Consider the following 21,698-nt stretch of genomic DNA (forward strand, 5'->3'; position numbering starts at 1 on the left):
GCCAACGGGCCGAAATGCGCCGGTTCAACCTCTGTGACCGGCGGCTAACCCAAGACGCTGTAAATGGACCTCAGAAATATGCCGCTGCCGATCGGGATCAGCGCGTCAGGGAAATCATAGTCCGGATTGTGAAGCTGCGGATGATCCTCTCCGGCGCCCAACCAGAACATCGCGGATTTCGCCGAATGGGCAAATTGACCAAAGTCCTCGGAAAACGCTTGCGGATGATCGCAGAGCGTCACCGGGACGTCCCCTGCGCGGCAGGCCGCCTCGATCACGGCCACCGCTTCGGGCGCATTGGTGCAGGCCTCAAAGACGTCATGATAGGTGATCTGATGCGAAAGCCCGTGTTTGGTCGCGCAGGCGGCAACCCGGGATAAGAGCGCATCGGTCAGCGCCTGCATTCTATCGTCTGTCACAGTGCGCAGGGTCACCCAGAGCTCCGCCACACCCGGCGCAACGCCAAAGGTCGGCTCGCCCAATTTGGCATGAGTCACGGTGGTGAGCGCGTACTCTTCATCCAGATCGCCGCCCGCGCCAAGAGTGGCCAGATCCTGCATCAACACCGCCAGCGCCGGAGCCGGCGACACCCCGTCCTGCGGCGCCGCAGCGTGGGAGGTACGCCCCTGCAACCGGATGCGCGCACCGCGAGAGGCACAATTGGCAGCCGCCCTGGGCAGGGATACCGCCCCGAGAGCAAGCCCCGGAAGATTGTGCAAAGACAGGATCATATCCGGCGAGATCGCTGCGAACTTGGGATCGGCCCGATAAGCGATCGCGCCTTCGCCGGTTTCCTCGGCCGGCTGGAACATCAGCACCACGCGCCCGGACCGGGGGCGGCGTTCGGACAGCGCCTCTGCGACTGCAAGCACCATGACCATATGCCCATCATGCCCGCAAAGATGCGCAGTTCCGGGCACTTGTGACGCATAGCTCAGGTGGGTTTGTTCGGGGATCGGTAGCGCGTCCAATTCACAGCGGACGGCCAGCGTCGGCCCCGGCTCCTGGCCCTGAAACACGGCGGCGACACCATGCCCGCCGAGACCCGTCAAAATCTCGTCCGGCGCATAACCGCCAAGGATCTCGACCACACGGGCCGCAGTTTGCTGTTCTGCGCCAGACAGTTCCGGCGCAGAGTGAAACCCATGCCGCAGCGCGGTCAGGCGGCCCAGCTGGTCCGGCGTCATGCCAGTCCGAGCTTGGCGTTCCGCGCCGACCGCAGTTGCGCAAAGTCATCGCCGGCATGATAGGACGACCGGGTCAGAGGCGTTGCAGAGACCATCAGGAACCCCTTGCCATAAGCAGCCTTCTCATAGGATTCGAACTCTTCCGGCGTGACAAACCGATCCACCGCGTGGTGTTTCGGCGTCGGCTGCAGATATTGGCCGATGGTCAGGAAATCCACATCCGCAGCGCGCATGTCGTCCATCACCTGTTTCACCTGCGGAGCCTGTTCGCCCAGCCCCACCATGATGCCCGACTTTGTGAAGATGCTCGGATCCAGCTCCTTGACCCGTTGCAACAGGCGCAGCGAGTGGAAATAGCGCGCCCCCGGCCGGACCTCGGGGTAAAGGCCGGGCACGGTTTCAAGGTTGTGGTTGAACACATCGGGTTTCGCCTCGACGACGGTCTCCAGCACCTCGGGGGCGCATTTCAGAAAGTCGGGCGTCAGGATCTCGATCGTGGTCGAGGGGGAGCGATGCCGCACCGCACGAATGGTCTGGGCAAAATGTTCCGCTCCGCCATCGTCGAGGTCGTCGCGGTCCACAGATGTGATCACTACGTGATTGAGGCCAAGTTTCTGCACCGCATGCGCGACGCGCCCCGGCTCAAAGGCATCAAGCGTATCGGGCCGGCCGGTCGCAATGTTGCAGAAGGTGCAGCCGCGCGTACAGATCTCGCCCATGATCATCATGGTGGCGTGGCCCTGGCTCCAGCATTCGCCGACATTCGGGCAGCCCGCTTCCTCGCACACCGTGACGAGGTTGTTCTCGCGCATGATTTTATGAGTCTCGGCATAGCCCTTGCCGCCCGGCGCCTTGACGCGGATCCAGCTTGGCTTCTTCGGCTGAGCATTATCGGGACGGTGCGCCTTTTCCGGGTGGCGCTGCTCCGGGATCTTCAGATCTCGCACAGGGTCTTCCTTGTGACTGCGGCAGGTACTGGAGCGTAACATAACAGCACCGGCGGACCACGGCCAGTGCTGCATGGCCGGTTTGAGCGTGGTGCAACCAATTGCCTTTAAATACCTAACCCTGCCCCCGCGGCGCCGAAACTGCTGACGCGCCGACGAGGACAGCCCGTGCCCCAGCGACCGGCGTCACCGCGCTTGCAGGCGAAGCGCGACTTTCGTTATGAAATACTCCGTCGCCAAAACAAAACCGCTCTTTCTGCGGTTCTTCAGGACCATTGATTTCGTTCGGACAGATCTTTGATTTCGACATGCCAAAAACCACCTGTGATTGCACGGTAGATAATTCAATCAAACCCAAACCTCTAAATACCCCGCATTTGTTCTCCATTCGCCCCAGGGCCCAAATAATTCTTGCGTGATTATTCTGGCGTGTGAATTGCCGTTTCTTTTATGGCGCCAAGAGAGTGTGATTTGCATCAGCCTATCATCTGACTTTGCGGGGGCAGCGCGCTGTAGTATTCGTGCAGCTGCGCCAATGCGATGCGCAGCACGATTTTACCCGACCGCGCTGACCAGCCCAGCTCCCGTTCCGCGGCCTCCAACCCCTCCAGATGACAGCAGCACCGCAGCGCGATGTCGTTCAATCCGGGACCAAGCGCACAGAGCGCGTTTGACGCACGCTGAAACGCCTCCTGCGCCGGTCGATGCAAGTCGTGCCGTTCCTGATCAGAGCCCTTGTCAGCAAAGACCGCTTGTTCCCGCGCGACATGCTGGCCGATCTGAGCCAGTTCAAAGTCTTCTCGTAACCTCTCGCCTGCTCTGATCATTTCCGGGGTGAGGAAGGGGTTTCCATCGCGATCCGTCAACCGCGCCAGGACCTGCAGCGGAGTTTCCTGGATACCGTATCGCGGCCGGCGCTGCGACGTCCGGTCATCCGTGTCATGGGACGCAATCACCCCGGCCACACCGGATTGGGTCAGGCTCTCCTGACGGCTGCGGCGACGCTGCTCCGCGGCGGCCAGCAGATCCGCCAGGGCCTGACGCCCCTCTTTGGTGATGCGATACCGATACACGCGCCCGGAGGCAAAACAGGCAATCCAGTCGCGCAGCGCCAGCACTTCGGCCAGACCGCGCGCGACGACGGTCTTTTGGATCTCATCGTCCAGTTCGCGCAGGATGAGCACCTTGGGCATATCCCGGCTGGCCGCAAGCACCGCCCCGGAATGCGACAGCAAGGTCAAACAATGTACCGTATCCTCTTCGGAAAAATACGTTTTTCCGCAAGGACCATCTTTGTTGCAGGGGCGGTCGTAGAAGACATCTGTCAGGCGCTGCAATGCCCCGTCGACCAGCAGATCCTCGCGCAGTGTCTCCATCCGCCGGATCTGTCGCAACACCGTGGACGCATGACAGTCCGCCTTGCGGGCCAGTTCCCGGATCGAAACCTGTGCCACGGTATGTTCCAGATAACGACGCACCTCTACAGAAACCCAATCCGGCAGCTCCGGTCCGGTCACCTCATCCATAATTGACCCCCAATAGAGTTCCGGGACACAGATGGCAGAGGCGCGGCGACAGGATGTCACCGGGTGTCTCCTCCCTTCCCGCGAACGATTGAATTATGACGGCCGTGAAACCTTGCCATAGATTATCAAATCTATTGAAAATGCACCGTTCGCTGCTTTGCCCGTTTCCGCAACACCCGCTGGGGTTGAGTATTATTCCCCTGTTGTTCACAGGTTAATAGGGGAATGTCATGCAGGATCTTGCCACACGTCTCACCACGCTCAGCCGGCCGCGGCTTCTGTCCCGGGCGGCGCGTATCGGTGCCAGCGAGTATTCCCGCCCCCGCGACCTGAAACGTCTGCTGGGGGCCAGCTGCCCCTCACGACCGGCGCCGATCCTGATGCGGCTGCTCGATCTCGAAGCGCATCAGGAAGCCGCCCGAAAGACCCGCGATCCGGGATATTCGCTGGTGCGTCACGTGGACGTGCTGATCGCCCTGGCTGCGGAAAGCCGATTGTTCCTGGCGACTCGGGCTGCGGGCACTGGCGCGTTGCAAACAGACACGCAGTAGGCGGGTGACAACAAAAACGGCGCCACAGGGGCGCCGAATTTGAATCATATAAAGATGTCGCCGATGGGCTTACATGAAGGCATCCGGCATCGAGGCTTTCTTCTCCGCGACATAGGCCATCAGGGCCTCGCGGATTGCGGGATCCATCTCTGGCTGCTTGTAGGTCGCAAGCAGGTGATCCACGCGGGAGGAGGCGAGCCTATAGGTGTCGCGCGCGCCCTCTTCTTCCCATTGTTCGAACGGCTTGTAGTCGAGCAGTTCGGATTTCCAGAACGCGGTTTTGAAGTTCGCCTGGGTGTGCGCACAGCCGAGGTAGTGACCACCGGGGCCAACCTCGCGGATGGCGTCCATGGCCTGATGGTTTTCGTCTGCGAACACGCCCTTGGCGAGACCATGCAGCACACCAAGCTGATCGGCGTCCATCACGAATTTCTCGAAATCGGCAACCAGCCCACCTTCGAGCCAGCCGCAGGAGTGCAACATGAAGTTGACACCGGCAAGGAGCCCCATGTTCAGGGAGTTCGCGGTCTCATAGGCGGCCTGCGCATCCGGCAGTTTGGAGCCGCAGAACGACCCGGCCGAGCGGAACGGCAGGTTCAGGCGCCGCGCCAGCTGGCCGGCACCATAGGTCACCAACGAGGCCTCGGGGGTGCCGAAGGTGGGCGCCCCGGAGTTCATGTCGATCGAGGACACAAAGGCGCCAAAGATCACAGGCGCGCCCGGACGGATCAGCTGGCTGTAGGCGACGCCGGCCAGAACCTCTGCCAGAACCTGGGTCAGCGTGCCCGCGACCGACACCGGCGCCATCGCGCCGCCAACGATGAAGGGCGAGATGATGCAGGCCTGATTGTTCTGCGCGTAGATTTCAAGCGCGCCCATCATCACTTCGTCGAAGGTCATCGGCGAGTTGATGTTGACCAGCGAGGTGGTCACGGTGTTTTCCTGCACGAAATCCTTGCCGAACAGGATCGAACACATGTCGACGGTGTCCTGGGCGCGGCTTGGTTCGGTGACCGACCCCATGAAAGGTTTGTCGCTCAGCTCCATATGCGCCATCAGCATGTCCAGGTGACGCTTGTTCACCGGCACATCGGTGGGTTCGCACACGGTGCCGCCGGAATGGTGCAGCCATTTGGACATATAGCCGAGTTTCACGAACTTCTGGAAATCTTCCAGCGTCGCGTAGCGGCGGCCACCATTGGCATCGCGCACGAAGGGCGGACCGTAGATCGGGGCCAGCACAAGGTTCTTGCCGCCAATGACCACGGATTTCTCCGGGTTGCGGGCGTGCTGGGTGAACTGGCTCGGTGCGGTTTCACAGAGTTTGCGCGCCAGACCACGCGGAATGCGCACCCGCTCGCCCTGCACGTCGGCCCCGGCTTCGCGCCAGCGGTCCAGAGCGGCCGGATTGTCGACGAAATTGACGCCGACCTCTTCGAGAATGGTCTCGGCGTTGGTCTCGATGATCTGGAGCGCTTCTTCGTCCAGCACCTCGAAGTTCGGAATGTTCCGTTCGATGTATTTCGCTGTCTCGATCTTGACGCTGGTCCGTTCCGCGCGACGGGCGGCGCCTCCGCCTCCCCGGCTGCGGCGACGTGGTGCTGCATCTGTCATTGTTATACCTCGCGACAGTATGAATTCTGTGCAGACTAATTATCGAAGCAATTGCTGGCACCGTCGAAGGATAACGGCCATTCTCGCATAAATACGACATCCCGACATGGATTTTGCGGCTTCGCACTCGGATTTTGCGCCCTCGCCGCGCCCGGCACGCCACATGCCCGCCGGCAATCGCGCGAAAACCCTCTCGGGGACCGATCTGACCTCTTGCCAGACGTCCCGCCAGACCCTAAGAGCCAAGCATGACCGAGACAGCCCATGACCGCCTCTTAATCATAGACTTCGGCAGCCAGGTAACGCAGCTCATCGCGCGTCGCCTGCGTGAGCTGAGCGTCTATTGCGAAATCCACCCCTACCAGAATGTCACCATGGACTTCGTGCGCAAATTTGCGCCCAAGGCGGTGATTTTCTCTGGTGGTCCTGACAGCGTGACGCGCGAGGGATCGCCGCGTGTGCCGCAGGAGATTTTTGACTACGGCGTGCCGATCCTGGGCATCTGCTACGGTCAGCAGGTGATGATGCACCAGCTCGGCGGCACCGTTCTCTCCGGTCATGGCACCGCGGAATTCGGCCGCGCCTATGTGACGCCCACCGAAGAGCGGATCGACATGCTGAGCGGCTGGTTCCTCGATCAGACCGAACAGGTCTGGATGAGCCACGGCGACCATGTCTCTGAAATCGCACCCGGTTTCAAGGTCTACGGCACCTCGCCCAATGCCCCATTTGCGATCACGGCGGATCTGGAACGCAACTTCTACGCCGTGCAGTTCCACCCCGAAGTGCACCACACTCCGAACGGCAAGACGCTCTATGAGAACTTCGTGCGTCTGGCCGGGTTTGAGGGCGACTGGACCATGGGCGCCTACCGCGAGCAGATGGTCGAAACCATCCGCCAACAGGTCGGCGACAAGAAGGTCATCTGCGCCCTGTCCGGCGGCGTTGACAGCTCGGTCGCGGCGGCCCTGATCCACGAGGCGATCGGCGACCAGCTGACCTGCGTGTTTGTGGACCATGGCCTGTTGCGCAAGAACGAGGCGCAAGAGGTCGTCGGCATGTTCCGCGATCACATGAACCTGCAGGTGATCCACGCGGATGAGACCGAGCTGTTTCTGGGCGAACTCGAAGGCCAGTCCGACCCGGAAACCAAGCGCAAGATCATCGGCAAGCTGTTCATCGACGTGTTCCAGAAATACGCCGATCAGATCGAGGGTGCCGAGTTCCTCGCCCAGGGCACGCTCTACCCGGATGTGATCGAGTCGGTCTCCTTCTCTGGCGGACCGTCCGTGACGATCAAATCGCACCACAACGTCGGTGGCCTGCCCGAAAAAATGGGCCTGAAACTGGTGGAGCCGCTGCGCGAGCTGTTCAAGGACGAGGTCCGCGCCCTGGGGCGTGAACTTGGTCTGCCCGACAGTTTCATCGGACGGCACCCCTTCCCCGGCCCCGGTCTGGCAATCCGTTGCCCCGGCGAGATCACCCGCGACAAGCTGGACATCCTGCGCGAGGCGGATGCGATCTACATCGACCAGATCCGCAAGCACGGTCTCTATGACGAGATCTGGCAGGCCTTTGTGGCGATCCTGCCGGTGCGTACCGTGGGCGTGATGGGCGATGGCCGCACCTATGATTATGCCTGCGCGCTGCGCGCGGTCACCTCGGTGGATGGCATGACGGCGGATTACTACCCGTTCAGCCATGAGTTCCTTGGTGAGACCGCCACCCGGATCATCAATGAAGTCAAGGGCATCAACCGCTGTACCTATGACATCACCTCCAAACCTCCGGGCACGATCGAGTGGGAATAACCCCCCTCTGAAACACCCCGAACACCGATCAAAACCCCGGCCTGCAAAGCGCCGGGGTTTTGCGTATCTATTTGCGGAGAATTTATCTTAAGCCGGTCAACCCGCCCTTAACCCCGGCGGGGTAGAAACAGGGGACATCTCTCAAGCACCCGTTTCCGACGGTGCCAACCCAAAAGGCGGCACATGATCATCTGTCACACGCAGCGGCTCATTTTTGTAAAGACAAAAAAGGTCGCGGGGACCTCCTTTGAAATCGCGTTGTCCGGGCTTTGCGGGCCGGATTGCACCATCACCCCGATCTCTCCTGTGGACGAGGAGATGCGGCGGCAGTTGGGCTGTCGCGGCGCGCAGAACTATCAGACCCCTGTCTGGCAGCTTGGTGCGGGGCGCGGCGAATTCCGGTCTCCTGCGACCTTCTACAACCATATGCCCGCCCCCGACATCCAGGCGGCGGTCCCGGCAGAGCTGTGGGAGAGCTACCGAAAGGTGACCCTGGTGCGCAACCCGTATGACGTGGCGATCTCCATGTACTTCTGGCAGGATCATGTCAGCAATCTGGCGGCGCAGGGGGTCGATTTTGGCCAGTTTGTCGCCGCCCTCGGCGATGGTCTCAACTTCAACGACCAGATCGCACCGCTGGAAGGCCCCGCACGCATGGATCACTACCTGCGCTACGAGCACCTCCATGACGACATAGACTCCCTCGGGATCAAGGGGTTGGCCGATGTTCTGGATGTCCTCAAGAGCAAGGCGGACATTCGCCCCAAGACCGGGACCTCGATGCAGGACATGTATCAACGCCATCCGGAGGCGGCAGCGACCGTCGCGCGCGCCTGTCGCGCCCAGATCGACGCCTTCGGCTATGCCCATCCGCTGCAATCCGCTGCCTGACCAAAGGACCTCCCCATGAGCCAAGTCTATTTCTCTCTCGCGGCCGGCCGGTCAGGATCCTCCTGGCTGGCGGAGTTCCTGAGCGCCAACCTGGGCATCAATGCCATTCACGAACCGCTCGGAATCGAGGATTTCGGCACCCGCATGCCTGACATCCGCCTGATGCGCAGCTTCAACACCTACGGTTCAAACGCGGAGATCCGCGCGTTCTGGCAAAGCAAGCTGGACGCGTTGCCCCTGCAGACGCCCTACGGCGAAACCAATCACACGCTGGGGAAATGCGGTCTGATCGAGGCGCTCGTCGACCACCCCCGCAACGCCGACACCACGGTGATCGTGCTGCGTCGCGACCTGGCCCGGCAATGCGCCAGCTATGTCAATCGGCACGATTTCACCAATATCACCCTGCTGTGGCAATGGTATCTGGCGCCGCAATACCCCAACAGCATGGTCAGCGCGGTGCCGTTTCTGCCGATGGGGCCGGTTGGGCATGCGATCTGGTACACGCTGGAAATGGAATGCCGCCAGACCTATTACGAGCGCGTTTTCGGCGACCGCATCCGGTTTGTCCGCGCGCAACTCGAAGAGATCACCCGCCCGCAAGGCGCCGCCGCGCTGCTGAGCGCGCTTGGACAGGACACCGCGCCGGTCTTGCCGCCCAAGAAGAACGCCAATGCCGTCGCCACCTCCGATGAACTGGTGGATCAGATCGATATCGCAATCCGGCGGCATAAATTCGACCCGGAGGCGCTGGTGGACAAATATATCGCCGTCAACGGCTCTCTCGACATGGCTGACCGGCAGGCCGCGGCCTGACCGGGGTTGACCCGGCACTGATTTGTCCCCCAATTGCACAGCAGAGCAGCAGGGGGACACCATGCAAGATCGTATCGCCGAAGCCGACGCCGCGCGCGACAGCACCTTGCTGCGCGCCGCCACTTGGATGATCGGCGCCATCCTGTCGTTCTCCGCCATGGCGATCGCCGGTCGCGAGGCCAGCCTGTCGCTCGATACTTTCGAGATCATGATGTACCGCAGCCTGGTCGGCGTCGTGGTGGTGGCCGCGATGATCACCGCGCTGCGGCGCTGGCCCCAGGTCAGCACCGAACGGCTGAAACACCACGGCCTGCGCAACATGGCGCATTTTACCGGCCAGAACCTGTGGTTCTACGCGGTGTCGGCGATTCCGCTGGCGCAGGTCTTTGCGCTGGAGTTCACCTCGCCGATCTGGGTGATCCTGCTGGCGCCACTCCTGCTCGGAGAACGGCTGACGCGGATGCGCATGCTGGCGGTCAGCCTCGGGTTTGTCGGCATCCTCATCGTGGCCCGCCCCAGCCCCGCGACCTTTAACATCGGACTCGCCTGCGCCGCCGGTTCTGCCGTGTTCTTTGCCCTGACCAATATCGCAACCAAGCGCCTGACCCGCACCGAGAGCATCTGGTCGATCATGTTCTGGTTGACCCTGATGCAGCTGGTCTTGGGCATCCTCTTTGCCGGCTATGATCTGGATGTGGCCTTCCCCGATGCCCAGAGCCTGCCGTTCCTGCTGATCATCGGCTGCGCCGGTCTGAGCGCCCATTTCTGCATCACCAACGCGCTGTCTCTGGCGCCCGCTGCGGTGGTGGTGCCGGTGGATTTCGCCCGCCTGCCCTTCATCGCCCTGCTGGGTTGGCTGATCTACGGTGAGTCGGTCGAGATCTGGCTGTTCGTCGGTGCCGCACTCATCTTTACCGGGAATTTCATCAATATTGTATCCTCTCGGCAACAGTAGCCGGATTCCCGCAAAAAGGTGACGTCAACTGCCGCCCCGTCAACATTGCCGGGACTGTCATATTGTCTTTACGCTCGGATCAGAATGCGCAGCGAAACAAAATTTCGCACGCAGCTGAGGGAGGACAAGAAATGAAGACTTATATCGCCGCATCCCTTGCGACGACATTGCTGGCATCCACCGCCATGGCGGCGGGGCTGGATCGCACCGGTCAACCGGTAGATATCATTTTCGAAGAGGGAACCTATGCGGAGTTCTCCTTTGCCACCACATCCCCGGACCTGAACGGCAACGATCTTGCCACGTTCAACCCGGCGGAATCGGCAACCGGGAATGTTGCCAACCGCTTCAACATGTTCGGCGGCGGGTTCAAGACCGATATCAATGATCGCCTGGCGCTGGCCGTGATTTTTGATCAGCCTTGGGGCGTGGATGTCGCCTATCCCTCGACCGGTGGCTCCGCCCTGCTGAACGGCACCTTTGCCGATGCGACATCAAACGCGATCACCACGCTTCTGCGCTACAAGGTGAACGACCAGTTCAGCCTGCACGGCGGTCTGCGCTATCAGGAGATCAAAGGCGATCTGGCCTTGTCCGGTGCGGCCTATGGCGCGCTTTCCGGCTATAACGTCAATGTTGCAAACGAGGGCGGCTTTGGCTTCGTTGTCGGCGGCGCGTATGAGATCCCGGACATCGCCCTGCGTCTTGCTGTCACCTACAACTCTGAAATCACGCATGATTTCGAAGTGACCGAGAACTTCCCGGTGGCTCTGGGCGGCGCGTCCACCGTCACCGAGCACAAGACCAAGACGCCGCAGTCGCTGAATATCGACTTCCAGACCGGGATCGCGCAGGACACGCTGCTTCTGGCTGGCATCCGCTGGGTGGAACACAGCACCACGCGTCTTGACCCGGTTGCCGTCAATGCGGCCCTGCCGGTGCCGGTCGAGCTGATCACGCTTGACGATTCCATCACCTACACGCTTGGGGTTGGGCGCCGGATCAACGAAAACTGGTCTGCGTCGCTGGCATATATGTACGAGGATGTGGATGGGGATGATCTGGTGTCGCCCCTGGCGCCAACGCATGGCGCCCAGGCAATCCGTCTTGGCGTTCAGTACAAGAACGAGAACATCAAGGTCGCCGCGGGGCTGCGCTACACCATGCTGGATGATGCGTTTGCGGAAACCGGCACGCCGGATACCGCCCGGGCCAGCTTCAAGGACAGCGATGCGCTCAGCTTTGGTCTGAAAGTCGGCTTCTACTTCTGATCCGTCTTCGGATGTGACCACAGCAAGCGCCCCCGGCCCTGTGCCGGGGGCGATCTGCTTTCTGGGCGCCACTGCCGTCAACCGCAATTGACCTGCCGCGCCCGCCTGTCTAGCAAGGCGGGACAGACCGCGAAAAAGGCAGCAGTTTCATGCTTTACTCCTCCGCTCAGGCGTGGCGCGATGCGCCCTCAAAACGGGTTCTTTTCTTTGGCATGTCCGGCCTTGGGAAAACCTATATCAGCAACGTGCTGCGGGGCTCGGGGCAGTGGTTCCACTATTCCGCCGATTACCGCATCGGCACGCGCTATATGGGTGAGTATATCGCCGACAATGCCAAGGCCGAGGCGATGAAGGTGCCGTTTCTGCGCCAGTTGCTGCTGAACGATTCCATTGATATTTCCTCCAACATCACCTTCGAGAACCTGAGCGCGGTCACCGCCTATCTCGGGGTGCCGGGCGATCCCGCCAAGGGCGGCCTGCCGATTGCCGAATATCACCGGCGGCAGGACCAGTTCCGCCGGGCCGAGATCGACGCCCTGCTGGACACCCGCTACTTTATCGAACGCTCGGAACGCATCTACGGCTACCCGCATTTCATCTGCGATTCCGGCGGCTCCATCTGCGAATGGGTGGATGCAAACGATCCCAATGATCCGCTGCTGACGGAACTGAGCGCCCGGACCCTGCTGGTCTGGATCAAGGGCACCGAGGCCCACACGCAGGAGTTGATCCGCCGTTTCGACCGCGCGCCCAAGCCGATGGCCTATCAGCCCGAATTTCTGACCCGCGTCTGGCAAGAGTATCTGGCAGAGAACCAGCTCTCCGACAGCGAGGTCGATCCGCATGCCTTTCTGCGCTGGACCTATGCCCAGGCGCTGGCCCACCGGCAGCCGCGATACGAGGCGATGGCCGCGCAATGGGGCGTCACCGTCACCGCCGACCAGATCGCACAGGTGCAATCAAATTCCGATTTCGAGGAGTTGATCTCATCCGCCCTTGAGGCCCGGTCGTAACAGTCCTATCTACCGGAGCTGGCCCGTCGGGCCCGGACCGCCCCGCCCGCTATCGCCATCTGAAACCCTTCGCTAAGATTCCATCGTTCAAGATCCCGCCCCGAGACCACGGCACATTCCCAAAAAGGACCTGACATGCCTATCAAGATTCCCGCTGACCTGCCCGCCTACTCCGTTCTGTCGAACGAAGGCGTCATGGTCATGTCGCCGGATCAGGCCGCCCGTCAGGATATCCGACCGATCAAGATCGGCCTGTTGAACCTGATGCCGAAGAAGATCCAGACGGAAAACCAGTTTGCCCGGCTGATCGGGGCAACGCCGTTGCAGATCGAGTTCTCGCTGATCCGGATGACCGAGCATCAGACCAAGAACACCGCGGCGGCGCATATGGAGGAATTCTATCGCCCCTTCCAGGAGGTCAAGGATCAGAAGTTCGACGGGCTGATCATCACCGGAGCGCCGATCGAGCATCTTGACTTTGAAGATGTCACCTACTGGCAGGAACTCTGCGAGGTCTTTGAATGGACCCAGACCAATGTGCATTCCACATTTGGCGTCTGCTGGGGCGGCATGGCGATGATCAACTACTTTCACGGCGTGCGCAAACATATGCTGGAGAAAAAGGCCTTTGGCTGTTTCCGGCATCAGAACCTGCGGCCGACCTCGCCCTATCTTCTTGGGTTTTCGGATGATTTCGTGATCCCCGTCTCCCGCTGGACGGAGATGCACCAATCCGAAATCGACGCGGCACCGGGGTTGCGCACCTTGCTCGGCAGCCCGGATGTCGGCCCCTGTCTGGTCGAAGACCCCGGCCATCGCGCGCTCTATATCTTCAACCACTTTGAATATGACAGCGACACGCTGAAGCAGGAATATGATCGCGATGTGGCCTCCGGTACGGAAATCAACGTGCCGCTGAACTACTATCCCGACGATGATCCGTCCAAGACGCCGCTGAACCGCTGGCGCAGCCACGCGCATCTGCTCTATCGCAACTGGATTTCGGAGATTTACGAAACCACGCCCTTCGACGTACAGAAGATCGGGCTGGAATCCACGGACCTGCGGGCCTGAGTGGTGCGCATGGGGGCACTTACCCTACTGGTTCTGGCGCTTGCGCTTGCGGCGGGCTGTGCCTCGCTGTCCTCCCGCATCACCACGCGGGAGGCGCGGGCGATGGCCGCCTATCCGCCGCAGGGGCAGTTCATAGACGTGCAGGGACATCGGGTGCATGTGGTGGAACGGGGTCAGACCAGGGGGAGTGCTCCGGATCTGGTGCTGATCCATGGCTCCAACGGCAGTTCCCGGGACATGACATTCCGCCTGTCACCGGCGCTGGAGGATGCCTATCATATCCTGATCTTTGATCGCCCCGGCCTCGGCTATTCCGATCCGGTCAGCCCGACCGGCACCAGCATCCAGACCCAGGCGGAGATCCTGCAGGCCGCCAGCGCGCAGCTCGGCGTCAGCCGTCCGATCGTTCTGGGACAAAGCTATGGCGGCGCAGTTGCCCTCGCCTGGGCCACGCAGTTTCCCGAACACACGGCGGCGGTGGTCAATGTGTCCGGAGTCTCCCACCCCTGGGAGGCGCCGCTTCCGGCGTTCTATCAGCTCACCTCCTCGCGTCTTGGCGGCCAGCTGGTGGTGCCCTTGCTGACGGCCCTGGTGCCCAAAAGCTATGTCCGCAATTCGCTTGCCGAGGTCTTTGCCCCGCAGGAGGTGCCGGAGGGGTTCGCCGAGCATTTCGGGCTGGAGATGAGCCTGCGGCGGTCCTCGTTGCGGGCCAATGCGCGCCAGCGGGCCAACCTCCTGTCCGAGGTCGAGGCCATGGCGCCGCAGTATCCGGACCTGACCATGCCGATCGAAATCGTGCATGGCACCGCAGACACCACAGTGGGAATTTCCATTCACGCAGAGCGGCTTGTGGCCGATACTTCAACTGCGCGCCTGACGCCGCTCGACGGGGTCGGACATATGCCGCATCAAACCCATACCCAGGCGGTGGTGGATGCGGTGCATCGGGCGGCCCAGCGGGCTGGCTTGCGTTAAGCCCGTTAACATTGGACAGTACCGCTGCATGTATCCTGGCGCAGAAAGGACGGACACGACATGACATTGCCGTTTGACGGGGCGATCAGCACGTTCTTCGAGGACGAGGCGCCCAAGGAGATCCGCAAGGCGATCAAGACCGCGCATAAGGACGATATCCTGAACCCAACCTACCCTTACCGCGAAGAGATCGCGAAACAGGACTACAAGGACCAGTACGAGGCGTTGCAGATCGAGCTGGTGAAACTGCAAGCCTGGGTAAAGGCCTCCGGACAGCGCATCGCCATCGTCTTTGAGGGCCGGGATGCGGCTGGCAAAGGCGGAACGATCAAGCGCTTTCGCGAGAACCTCAATCCGCGGGGGGCGCGTGTTGTCGCGCTCAACAAGCCCACGGAAACGGAAGCCACGCAATGGTATTTCCAGCGCTATATCACCCAGCTTCCGGCCGGCGGCGAGATCGTTTTCTTTGACCGCAGCTGGTACAACCGCGGCGTGGTGGAAAAGGTTTTCGATTTCTGCACCGACGCGGAACGCGAACATTTCTTCTCGCAAGTCATTGATTTTGAAAAGATGCTGGTGGATGAGGGCATTCACCTGTTCAAGTTCTGGCTCAACGTCGGCCGCGCGGAGCAGCTGCGGCGCTTCCTGGCCCGGGAACGTGACCCGTTGAAGCAGTGGAAACTGAGCTGGATCGATGTCGAGGGGCTGAAACGCTGGGACACCTACTCCAGGGCGATCCGCGAAACCCTCTATCGCGGCCAAAGCCCGCATGCGCCCTGGACCGTGGTGCGCTCTGACGACAAGAAGCGGGCGCGGCTGGAGGCGATCCGGCACGTGCTGTTGAACACGGACTACGACAACAAGGACGTCGAGGCCATCGGCGTCGCTGACACCAGCATCTGTGCAGGGCCGGACATCTGGGATGCCTAAACGCGGCTATCATCACGGCAACCTGCGTCAGGCGCTGGTGGAGGCCGCCCTGCGCCTGATCGAGGTCAAGGGCCCCACCGGGTTCACCCTCTCGGAGGCGGCAAAGCAGGCCGGCGTCACCCCGGCTGCGGTCTATCGCCACTTCGAGGGGCGCGAGGACCTGATCGCCGAGGCCGCGCGGCAGGGATTTGTGATGTTTGCCGACCTGATGCAGCACGCCTATGACAAGTATCAGCCCTCTGCCCTCGCCGCCTTCGAGGCCACCGGCCGCGCCTATCTTGCCTTTGCACGCAAGCATCCCGGCCACTATATTGCGATGTTCGAAAGCGGTATTTCTGCAAATCGCACGCCGGAGCTGGCCGATGCCGCCAAACGGGCGCGTGGCGTGCTGGAACAAGCCGCCGCGGAGTTGAGCCAGCACATCCCGGCGGAAAAACGTCCTCCGGCCTCGATGTTCTCCGCCCATATCATGGCGATGAGCCATGGCGTCGTGGAACTCTTTGCCCGCAACGCGCCCGGAACCGCCTCCCCCTATGCGCCCGAGGACCTGCTGGAAAGCGGGATCGGCATTTACCTGCGGGGTCTGGGCCTGATCGACCCGGACCTGTAGCGCTCTCCCCCCCAAACACCCATGATGCATCACGTCTGAGGCGCCCGCTCGTGGTCCCGCCCCGAATAAAACGGGATCGTGCCCGTTTTTCAGGCAGTCCACGGCCTGCTGCGCGCTTTTGACGATGGGCTTACTCTTGCTTCAGAACGCCTTAAAGCACCGCTCCTAGGGTCTGCCCTGTGCAAGGTAGGTGTTAGGAGCTTGGTATGCCTCTTCGATTGATTATGTTTTTGGTTATCATGCCCCTGTTTGCCATGGGCGGTTTCTTTGCCGCCCTCGAGCTTCAGAGGCACTGGGAGGACCGCGCGGACGCCGCCGCAACCCGCCTGGAAACGCAAGAGGAGACACTCGTCAACACGCTCGTGCACGAGTTGCAAAAGGAACGGGGCTATTCCGCCGGTTTCATAGCCTCGAAAGGGCAGAACTTCCCGCAAGAGCTGGCCGCGCAGCGGCAGTTGACCAACGAGGCCCTGGCGGTTGTCTCCGACCGGGTTCAGTTCCTGATCGCGAAAAAGCCGGATCTCAACCAATCGCTGCACGCGCGGATGGACCAGCTTGCCGCCATGCGCGCTCAGGTGGATGCGCTCGCGCTGACCGTGCCCGAGATGGCGAAATACTACACGACAACCATCGGGATGTACCTGGATCTGGCCCGCCCCGTTCAACTCGAAACCCCGTCACACCGGGTCCAGTCCCTCGTTCAGGCGCGAACCTTGCTCGGTGCCGCTAAGGAGGCCGCCGGGCTGGAGCGTGCCATGGGGGCCACCGGCCTGGGCGGCGGGTTCTCGCTGGCTTTGCATGACCGCTTCGTCTCTCTGGGCGGCGCGCAGCAGGCACATCTCCATGAGGTTGACGCGATGGTCGATCTCGACGTCTGGCTGGCAGAGCTGATGGCGACTGAGGAATACGCCCGGATCGCAGAGGCGCGGCAGACCATTCTTGGCGGTTTCGAAAGCGGTGACTATGGCGCCCTGACCGCGCCGGACTGGTTTTCCCTTTCGACCGACTGGATCAATGCACTGCGCATGCAGGAAGAGCTCCTAACCGCTGAAATCAAACAGATTTCCACCGAAATCGAGAACCGTTCCGACAGCGTCTTCCGGACCTACGCGATCCTGTGCGCGCTCGCCGTCACTGGCGCCCTGGGGTTTGCGGTGTTTGTGTTCGAACGCATGATCAAGCGTATTCACGGGCTCACCGCTGCGGTGGACGGCTTTGCCAACGGTAAATTCGACATTCATGTCGAGGGCATCGATGGCAAGGATGAGCTGAGCCGGATGGCGCGTGTCATTTACAGGTTCAAGCAGGAAACCCTGCAAATGCGCCGCGATGCCGAGGCGCTGGCGGCCGAACAAGACAAGCGCAAATCCGAACAGGATTTTGTTGTCGCTGAGCTGCGGAGTGGCCTGTCCCGCCTCTCTGACGGCGATCTGACCGTGAGCGTCGATGCCGCCTTCCCGCAGGACTACGAAGATCTTCGTGCCGGGTTCAATCAGACCATCAGCCGTTTGCGCGATGCCATGGAACAGGTGATCGATGCCGCCCACAGCCTGAGTACGGGTGCTGCGGAAATCGACCAGGCCGCGGGCGACCTGTCCCATCGCACCGAAAGCCAGGCGGCCACGCTGGAGGAAACCGCAGCTGCCCTGGAGGAGCTGACCGCCAGCGTCAAATCCGCCGCAGACGGCGCGCGTTCGGTTGAACAGACCACAGAGAATGCCAAAATCGAAGCCACCCGCAGCGGCACCGTGGTCAAGGATGCCGTGGACGCCATGACCGAAATCGAGAAAGGTTCCGATCAGATCGCACAGATCATCGGCGTGATTGACGACATCGCGTTCCAGACCAACCTTCTGGCCCTGAACGCCGGTGTGGAGGCCGCACGCGCCGGCGAGGCCGGGCGCGGGTTTGCCGTCGTTGCCTCCGAGGTGCGCGCCCTTGCGCAACGGTCGTCCAGCGCCGCGATGGAGATCAAGGCATTGATCGGAGACAGTTCTCATCAGGTGGAACGCGGGGCCGGGCTGGTCAGAGATGCAGGCAACGCGCTTGAGAGCATCGTCAAGCAGGTCACGCATATCTCCGGCCTGGTCAGCGATATCGCCGAAGGGGCGCTGGAGCAATCGACGGGTCTGGAAGAAATCAACACCGGCGTGGTTCAGCTCGATCAGGTCACCCAGCAGAACGCAGCCATGGTGGAGGAAACCACCGCCGCCAGCACGTTGCTGAATAGCAATGCGCGGCAACTCGATGATATCGTGCAGCGGTTCAGGATCCGCGCAGAAAACACCCCGATCGAGCAACGCCCGCCGGCCACCGACCTGCCACCAGAGACACAGCGCACGGCGCTCCCTCACGCCAGCTGACCCGCTAGCCACGGATCAAAGCGGTCCTCACCGGTACATAGCCGGGACCATCAACAAAAAAGGCCACCCGAAGGTGGCCTTTTGTAAAGTCGTATGATCCAGCGGATTAACGCTTGGAGAACTGGAAGGAACGACGGGCCTTGCGGCGGCCGAACTTCTTACGTTCCACAACGCGGCTGTCGCGGGTCAGGAAGCCTGCGGCTTTCAGGGCGCCACGCAGCGAGGGATCATAAAGCTGCAGCGCTTTGGAGATGCCGTGCTTGACCGCGCCGGCCTGACCGGAGAGGCCACCGCCCTTGACGGTTGCGTAGACGTCGAACTGGTCTTCCACACCGGCAACGGTGAAGGGTTGACGCAGGATCATCTGCAGCACCGGACGGGCGAAGTATTTGTTCAGCTCTTTGCCGTTCACTTCGACCTTGCCGGAACCCGGCTTGATCCAGACACGGGCAATCGCGTCTTTCCGCTTGCCGGTGGCGTAGGAGCGACCCAGCTCGTCACGAACGGGCTCGCGCGGGGCCAGCTCTTCGGCTGCGGTTTCGACGCCTGCGACAGCGCCCAGCTCTTCGAGAGTGTTGATCTGATCAGCCATCGTCATTAGCTCCGGGTGTTTTTCTTGTTCATGGATTTGACATCCAGAACTTCGGGGCTCTGGGCTTCATGCGGGTGCTCGGCACCGGCATAGATGCGCAGGTTGGTCATCTGCTGACGGGACAGGCGGTTGCCCGGCAGCATGCGTTTCACGGCCTGCATGACCACGCGCTCGGGGTGTGCACCGTCGAGGATCTGCTGCTTGGTGCGGGACTTGATGCCGCCCGGGTGGCCAGTGTGCCAGTAGAAGTGCTCGTCGCGCTTCTTGCCGGTCATCTGGATCTTGTCCGCGTTGATGACGATGACGTTGTCACCCATGTCCATGTGGGGGGTGAACGACGGTTTATGCTTGCCGCGCAGGCGGGTGGCAACGATCGACGCCAGACGGCCCAGCACCACGCCCTCGGCGTCGATGATGATCCACTTCTTGTCGATGTCTGCCGGAGTAGCAGAGAAGGTTTTCATGTCAGGTCAATCCTGTTTGTCGTGACGATAGCGCCGCAAGCGACTCCATCTGAATTCGATGGACGGGGTTTACGGCGCTGTCACACAACAGTCAACACAGGCAAATCACATAAAACCCTTTGATTTCAATGTCTTGAAAAATAGGTATTAAAATACCCCACGTTCTGATGGGTTCAAACGCTGATTTGCTCCGGTGGATTGTCCAAAAGCATGCGCAGCCGCAGCATCGCATCCTCGAACCGCGCCAGCGTGACATGCCCGTTGATGGCGATGCGCACTGCATTTGGCGCGCGCCCGTCGCGCAGGGCAAACTCATCCGCGGACCGCAGTTGCACCCCCTGCCCCTCGGCCGCACGGGTAAAGGCCCCGGCCCGCCAGCCGGATGGCAGGCGCAACCACAGGAAGGGCACCTGCGCGTCCCAGGTCAGCTCAAACGCGCCAAGCGCATTGACGGCGACCCGCACGTAATCTGCCATTTCCTCACGTACCGCTTGCACCAGCTTCTTGCTGCGCGGATCGGACAGCAGGATACGCGTGACCTCGGCCAGGGGCTGGGCGAGACCGAAATACCCGTATTCCGCCACCCGACGCAGTTCAGAGGATTTCCCGACCGGCGCGATCGCAAAGCCGACCCGCAAGGCCGGGGTCAGGGATTTGGAAATCGACGTGACATGCCAGCTGAGGTCCGGCGCCAGGGCCCGATAGGTGGGCGCCCGCGCTTCGCCCATGCGGTAACAGTCATCCTCGATTATTTGTACCCCATGCCGGCGCAGCACAGCCAGAATCTCCTTGCGGCGTTCCAGCGGCGTGAACGTCCCTGTGGGATTGTGCACCTCCGGACTGGTACAAAGCACAGAGCCCCCCGATTTCTTGATCGCAAGTTCCAGTGCTTCGGGCACAATGCCGTGCTCGTCAATGGCGACACCGACAACCTTGGCGCGCAGGACTTCTGCCGCGCGCCGGAACCCGGCGTAGGACAGATCCTCTACCAGAATGGTCGGATTGTTGTCTTTCAGGATGGCCTGCAACACGGTCATCACGGCGTTCTGCCCGCCGTGTGTCAGCACGATGTCTCGCTCGCCCAACGGGCCAAGCGGCGTGTCCGACAGCCAGTCGACCACCGCCTGCCGCACGGGTTGATAGGCGTCACGCGTCGGATAGTTCAACAGCGAGAGCCGGTCGCAATCAGCTGATTTTCTTAGTGCTTCTCGGATGAGCTTGACCTGGCCCACATCTACCAGGCGCGGACTGAACAGGCTGACGTGGTTGGGATTGCTCTGCTCCAGCAGATGCAACTGACGCGACCAGACATCATCCATCACGGCGGTTTCACGCTCGGCCACAAAGGTGCCGCGGCCGACTTCGGCCTGCAAAACCCCCTCGTCGGTGAGGATGGTATACGCGCGCGCTACGGTGCCGGGCGTGATGCTGAGCTGATAGGCGAGCTCCCGCACAGGTGGCAATTTTGCACCCACCTGCAATGTACCACTCTCGACCGCCAATCGTATCGTATCTGCGACGCGCTTGTATTTCGGGCCGGGTTTCTCGGCCAGCGATCCGGTCAAGGTGGAGGGCCAAATTGTACCCATCACAATCTCCGCTTAGACAATCCGTATCACATTTTGTACTCATCATATGCCAGCACATTCAAATTGCATCAATACAAAATGTGAGACGTACCATGACAAATGTGACAGAACACCCGACACACCTTGCCTATCTGACCAGCCGCCCGGCGCTGCCGATGGTTGCAGAAGCGGCGATCGGATTTGCGGTTCTGGTCACCAAATGGTCCGTCCGAAAGCGCACCCGCCGCCAGCTGAGCCGCCTCGAGGCGCATCAGCTGCGCGATATCGGCCTCCAACGAGAGGACGCCATGCGCGAAGGAACTCTTCCGTTCTGGAGACCCTGATCCCCGGGGCACAGAACCAACTGGCAGGCCGGAGCATGTCTCCGGCCCTTTTTTTGGCCAAGCGCGATCCCGCTTCCCTACATTTTTACCTTGATCGAATCCCCGCGCTTTCCTATCTGCGCCTCACTTTCGGTACCGATCCCAACCCTGAACTCTTATTCGGGGGGGCGCTAAGGACCGTCTGGATTGTCATCTA

General features: G+C 61.3%; 20 protein-coding genes. 13 read left to right on the forward strand and 7 right to left on the reverse strand.

Going from position 1 to position 21,698, the window contains the following annotated elements:
- Positions 1-44: 44 nt before the first annotated feature.
- The 3 genes from MHM97_RS07740 to MHM97_RS07750 form a co-directional block, all read right to left on the reverse strand.
- Positions 45-1,187 (reverse strand): amidohydrolase, encoded by a 1,143-nt coding sequence (locus MHM97_RS07740; protein WP_239321542.1) that lies wholly within the window; start codon positions 1,185-1,187, stop codon positions 45-47.
- On the reverse strand, positions 1,184-2,134 hold the full coding sequence (gene lipA, locus MHM97_RS07745; RefSeq protein WP_239321544.1) for a lipoyl synthase: 951 nt from the start codon (positions 2,132-2,134) through the stop codon (positions 1,184-1,186). The genes MHM97_RS07740 and lipA overlap by 4 nt, the downstream gene beginning before the upstream one ends.
- Before the next feature lie 476 nt (positions 2,135-2,610).
- Complete coding sequence (locus MHM97_RS07750; protein WP_370645693.1) at positions 2,611-3,720, reverse strand: DUF6456 domain-containing protein; 1,110 nt, start codon at positions 3,718-3,720, stop codon at positions 2,611-2,613.
- Positions 3,721-3,890: 170 nt separating this feature from the next.
- On the opposite strand from MHM97_RS07750, the gene MHM97_RS07755 reads away from it, so the two are divergent.
- A complete protein-coding gene (locus MHM97_RS07755; RefSeq protein WP_239321546.1) occupies positions 3,891-4,211 on the forward strand; it encodes a DUF6477 family protein in 321 nt (106 codons plus the stop codon).
- 69 nt (positions 4,212-4,280) lie between these two features.
- Here the strand turns inward: MHM97_RS07755 and MHM97_RS07760 are convergent, their stop codons facing one another.
- Positions 4,281-5,825: a trimethylamine methyltransferase family protein gene (locus tag MHM97_RS07760; protein WP_239321548.1), complete on the reverse strand. Its 1,545-nt coding sequence runs from the start codon at positions 5,823-5,825 to the stop codon at positions 4,281-4,283.
- A 248-nt stretch (positions 5,826-6,073) separates the two neighbouring features.
- On the opposite strand from MHM97_RS07760, the gene guaA reads away from it, so the two are divergent.
- The 11 genes from guaA (at position 6,074) to MHM97_RS07815 (ending at position 18,534) form a co-directional block, all read left to right on the forward strand.
- A complete protein-coding gene (gene guaA, locus MHM97_RS07765) occupies positions 6,074-7,636 on the forward strand; it encodes a glutamine-hydrolyzing GMP synthase (protein ID WP_239321550.1) in 1,563 nt (520 codons plus the stop codon).
- Positions 7,637-7,819: 183 nt separating this feature from the next.
- On the forward strand, positions 7,820-8,527 hold the full coding sequence (locus tag MHM97_RS07770; protein ID WP_239321552.1) for a sulfotransferase domain-containing protein: 708 nt from the start codon (positions 7,820-7,822) through the stop codon (positions 8,525-8,527).
- A 15-nt stretch (positions 8,528-8,542) separates the two neighbouring features.
- Positions 8,543-9,343, forward strand: a complete 801-nt coding sequence (locus MHM97_RS07775; protein WP_239321553.1) for a hypothetical protein — start codon at positions 8,543-8,545, stop codon at positions 9,341-9,343.
- A gap of 61 nt (positions 9,344-9,404) precedes the next feature.
- A complete protein-coding gene (locus tag MHM97_RS07780; protein ID WP_239321555.1) occupies positions 9,405-10,298 on the forward strand; it encodes a DMT family transporter in 894 nt (297 codons plus the stop codon).
- A 131-nt stretch (positions 10,299-10,429) separates the two neighbouring features.
- Positions 10,430-11,569 (forward strand): OmpP1/FadL family transporter, encoded by a 1,140-nt coding sequence (locus tag MHM97_RS07785; protein ID WP_239321557.1) that lies wholly within the window; start codon positions 10,430-10,432, stop codon positions 11,567-11,569.
- A 149-nt stretch (positions 11,570-11,718) separates the two neighbouring features.
- Positions 11,719-12,582 carry an ATPase gene (locus MHM97_RS07790; RefSeq protein WP_239321559.1) on the forward strand — a complete coding sequence of 288 codons (864 nt, stop codon included), beginning with the start codon at positions 11,719-11,721 and terminating at the stop codon, positions 12,580-12,582.
- Positions 12,583-12,717: 135 nt separating this feature from the next.
- Complete coding sequence (metA, locus tag MHM97_RS07795) at positions 12,718-13,656, forward strand: homoserine O-acetyltransferase MetA (RefSeq protein ID WP_239321561.1); 939 nt, start codon at positions 12,718-12,720, stop codon at positions 13,654-13,656.
- A gap of 9 nt (positions 13,657-13,665) precedes the next feature.
- Positions 13,666-14,631, forward strand: coding sequence for an alpha/beta fold hydrolase (locus MHM97_RS07800; RefSeq protein WP_239321562.1), 966 nt, complete (start codon positions 13,666-13,668; stop codon positions 14,629-14,631).
- 60 nt (positions 14,632-14,691) lie between these two features.
- On the forward strand, positions 14,692-15,561 hold the full coding sequence (gene ppk2, locus MHM97_RS07805; protein ID WP_239321564.1) for a polyphosphate kinase 2: 870 nt from the start codon (positions 14,692-14,694) through the stop codon (positions 15,559-15,561).
- Positions 15,554-16,171, forward strand: coding sequence for a TetR/AcrR family transcriptional regulator (locus tag MHM97_RS07810; protein ID WP_239321566.1), 618 nt, complete (start codon positions 15,554-15,556; stop codon positions 16,169-16,171). Before ppk2 ends, MHM97_RS07810 begins: the two co-directional genes overlap by 8 nt.
- A 206-nt stretch (positions 16,172-16,377) precedes the next feature.
- Complete coding sequence (locus tag MHM97_RS07815) at positions 16,378-18,534, forward strand: methyl-accepting chemotaxis protein (protein WP_239321568.1); 2,157 nt, start codon at positions 16,378-16,380, stop codon at positions 18,532-18,534.
- 106 nt (positions 18,535-18,640) lie between these two features.
- Here MHM97_RS07815 and rpsI read toward each other — a convergent pair whose 3' ends face one another.
- The 3 genes from rpsI to MHM97_RS07830 form a co-directional block, all read right to left on the reverse strand.
- Positions 18,641-19,126: a 30S ribosomal protein S9 gene (gene rpsI / locus MHM97_RS07820; protein WP_239321570.1), complete on the reverse strand. Its 486-nt coding sequence runs from the start codon at positions 19,124-19,126 to the stop codon at positions 18,641-18,643.
- 5 nt (positions 19,127-19,131) lie between these two features.
- On the reverse strand, positions 19,132-19,590 hold the full coding sequence (gene rplM, locus MHM97_RS07825; protein ID WP_239321572.1) for a 50S ribosomal protein L13: 459 nt from the start codon (positions 19,588-19,590) through the stop codon (positions 19,132-19,134).
- A 173-nt stretch (positions 19,591-19,763) separates the two neighbouring features.
- Positions 19,764-21,179 (reverse strand): aminotransferase-like domain-containing protein, encoded by a 1,416-nt coding sequence (locus MHM97_RS07830; RefSeq protein WP_239321574.1) that lies wholly within the window; start codon positions 21,177-21,179, stop codon positions 19,764-19,766.
- A gap of 92 nt (positions 21,180-21,271) precedes the next feature.
- Here MHM97_RS07830 and MHM97_RS07835 point away from each other — a divergent pair, with 92 nt between their 5' ends.
- Complete coding sequence (locus tag MHM97_RS07835; protein WP_239321576.1) at positions 21,272-21,502, forward strand: DUF1127 domain-containing protein; 231 nt, start codon at positions 21,272-21,274, stop codon at positions 21,500-21,502.
- Positions 21,503-21,698: the final 196 nt, after the last annotated feature.

Source organism: Epibacterium sp. Ofav1-8 (assembly GCF_022348185.1).
GTDB lineage: Bacteria > Pseudomonadota > Alphaproteobacteria > Rhodobacterales > Rhodobacteraceae > Epibacterium.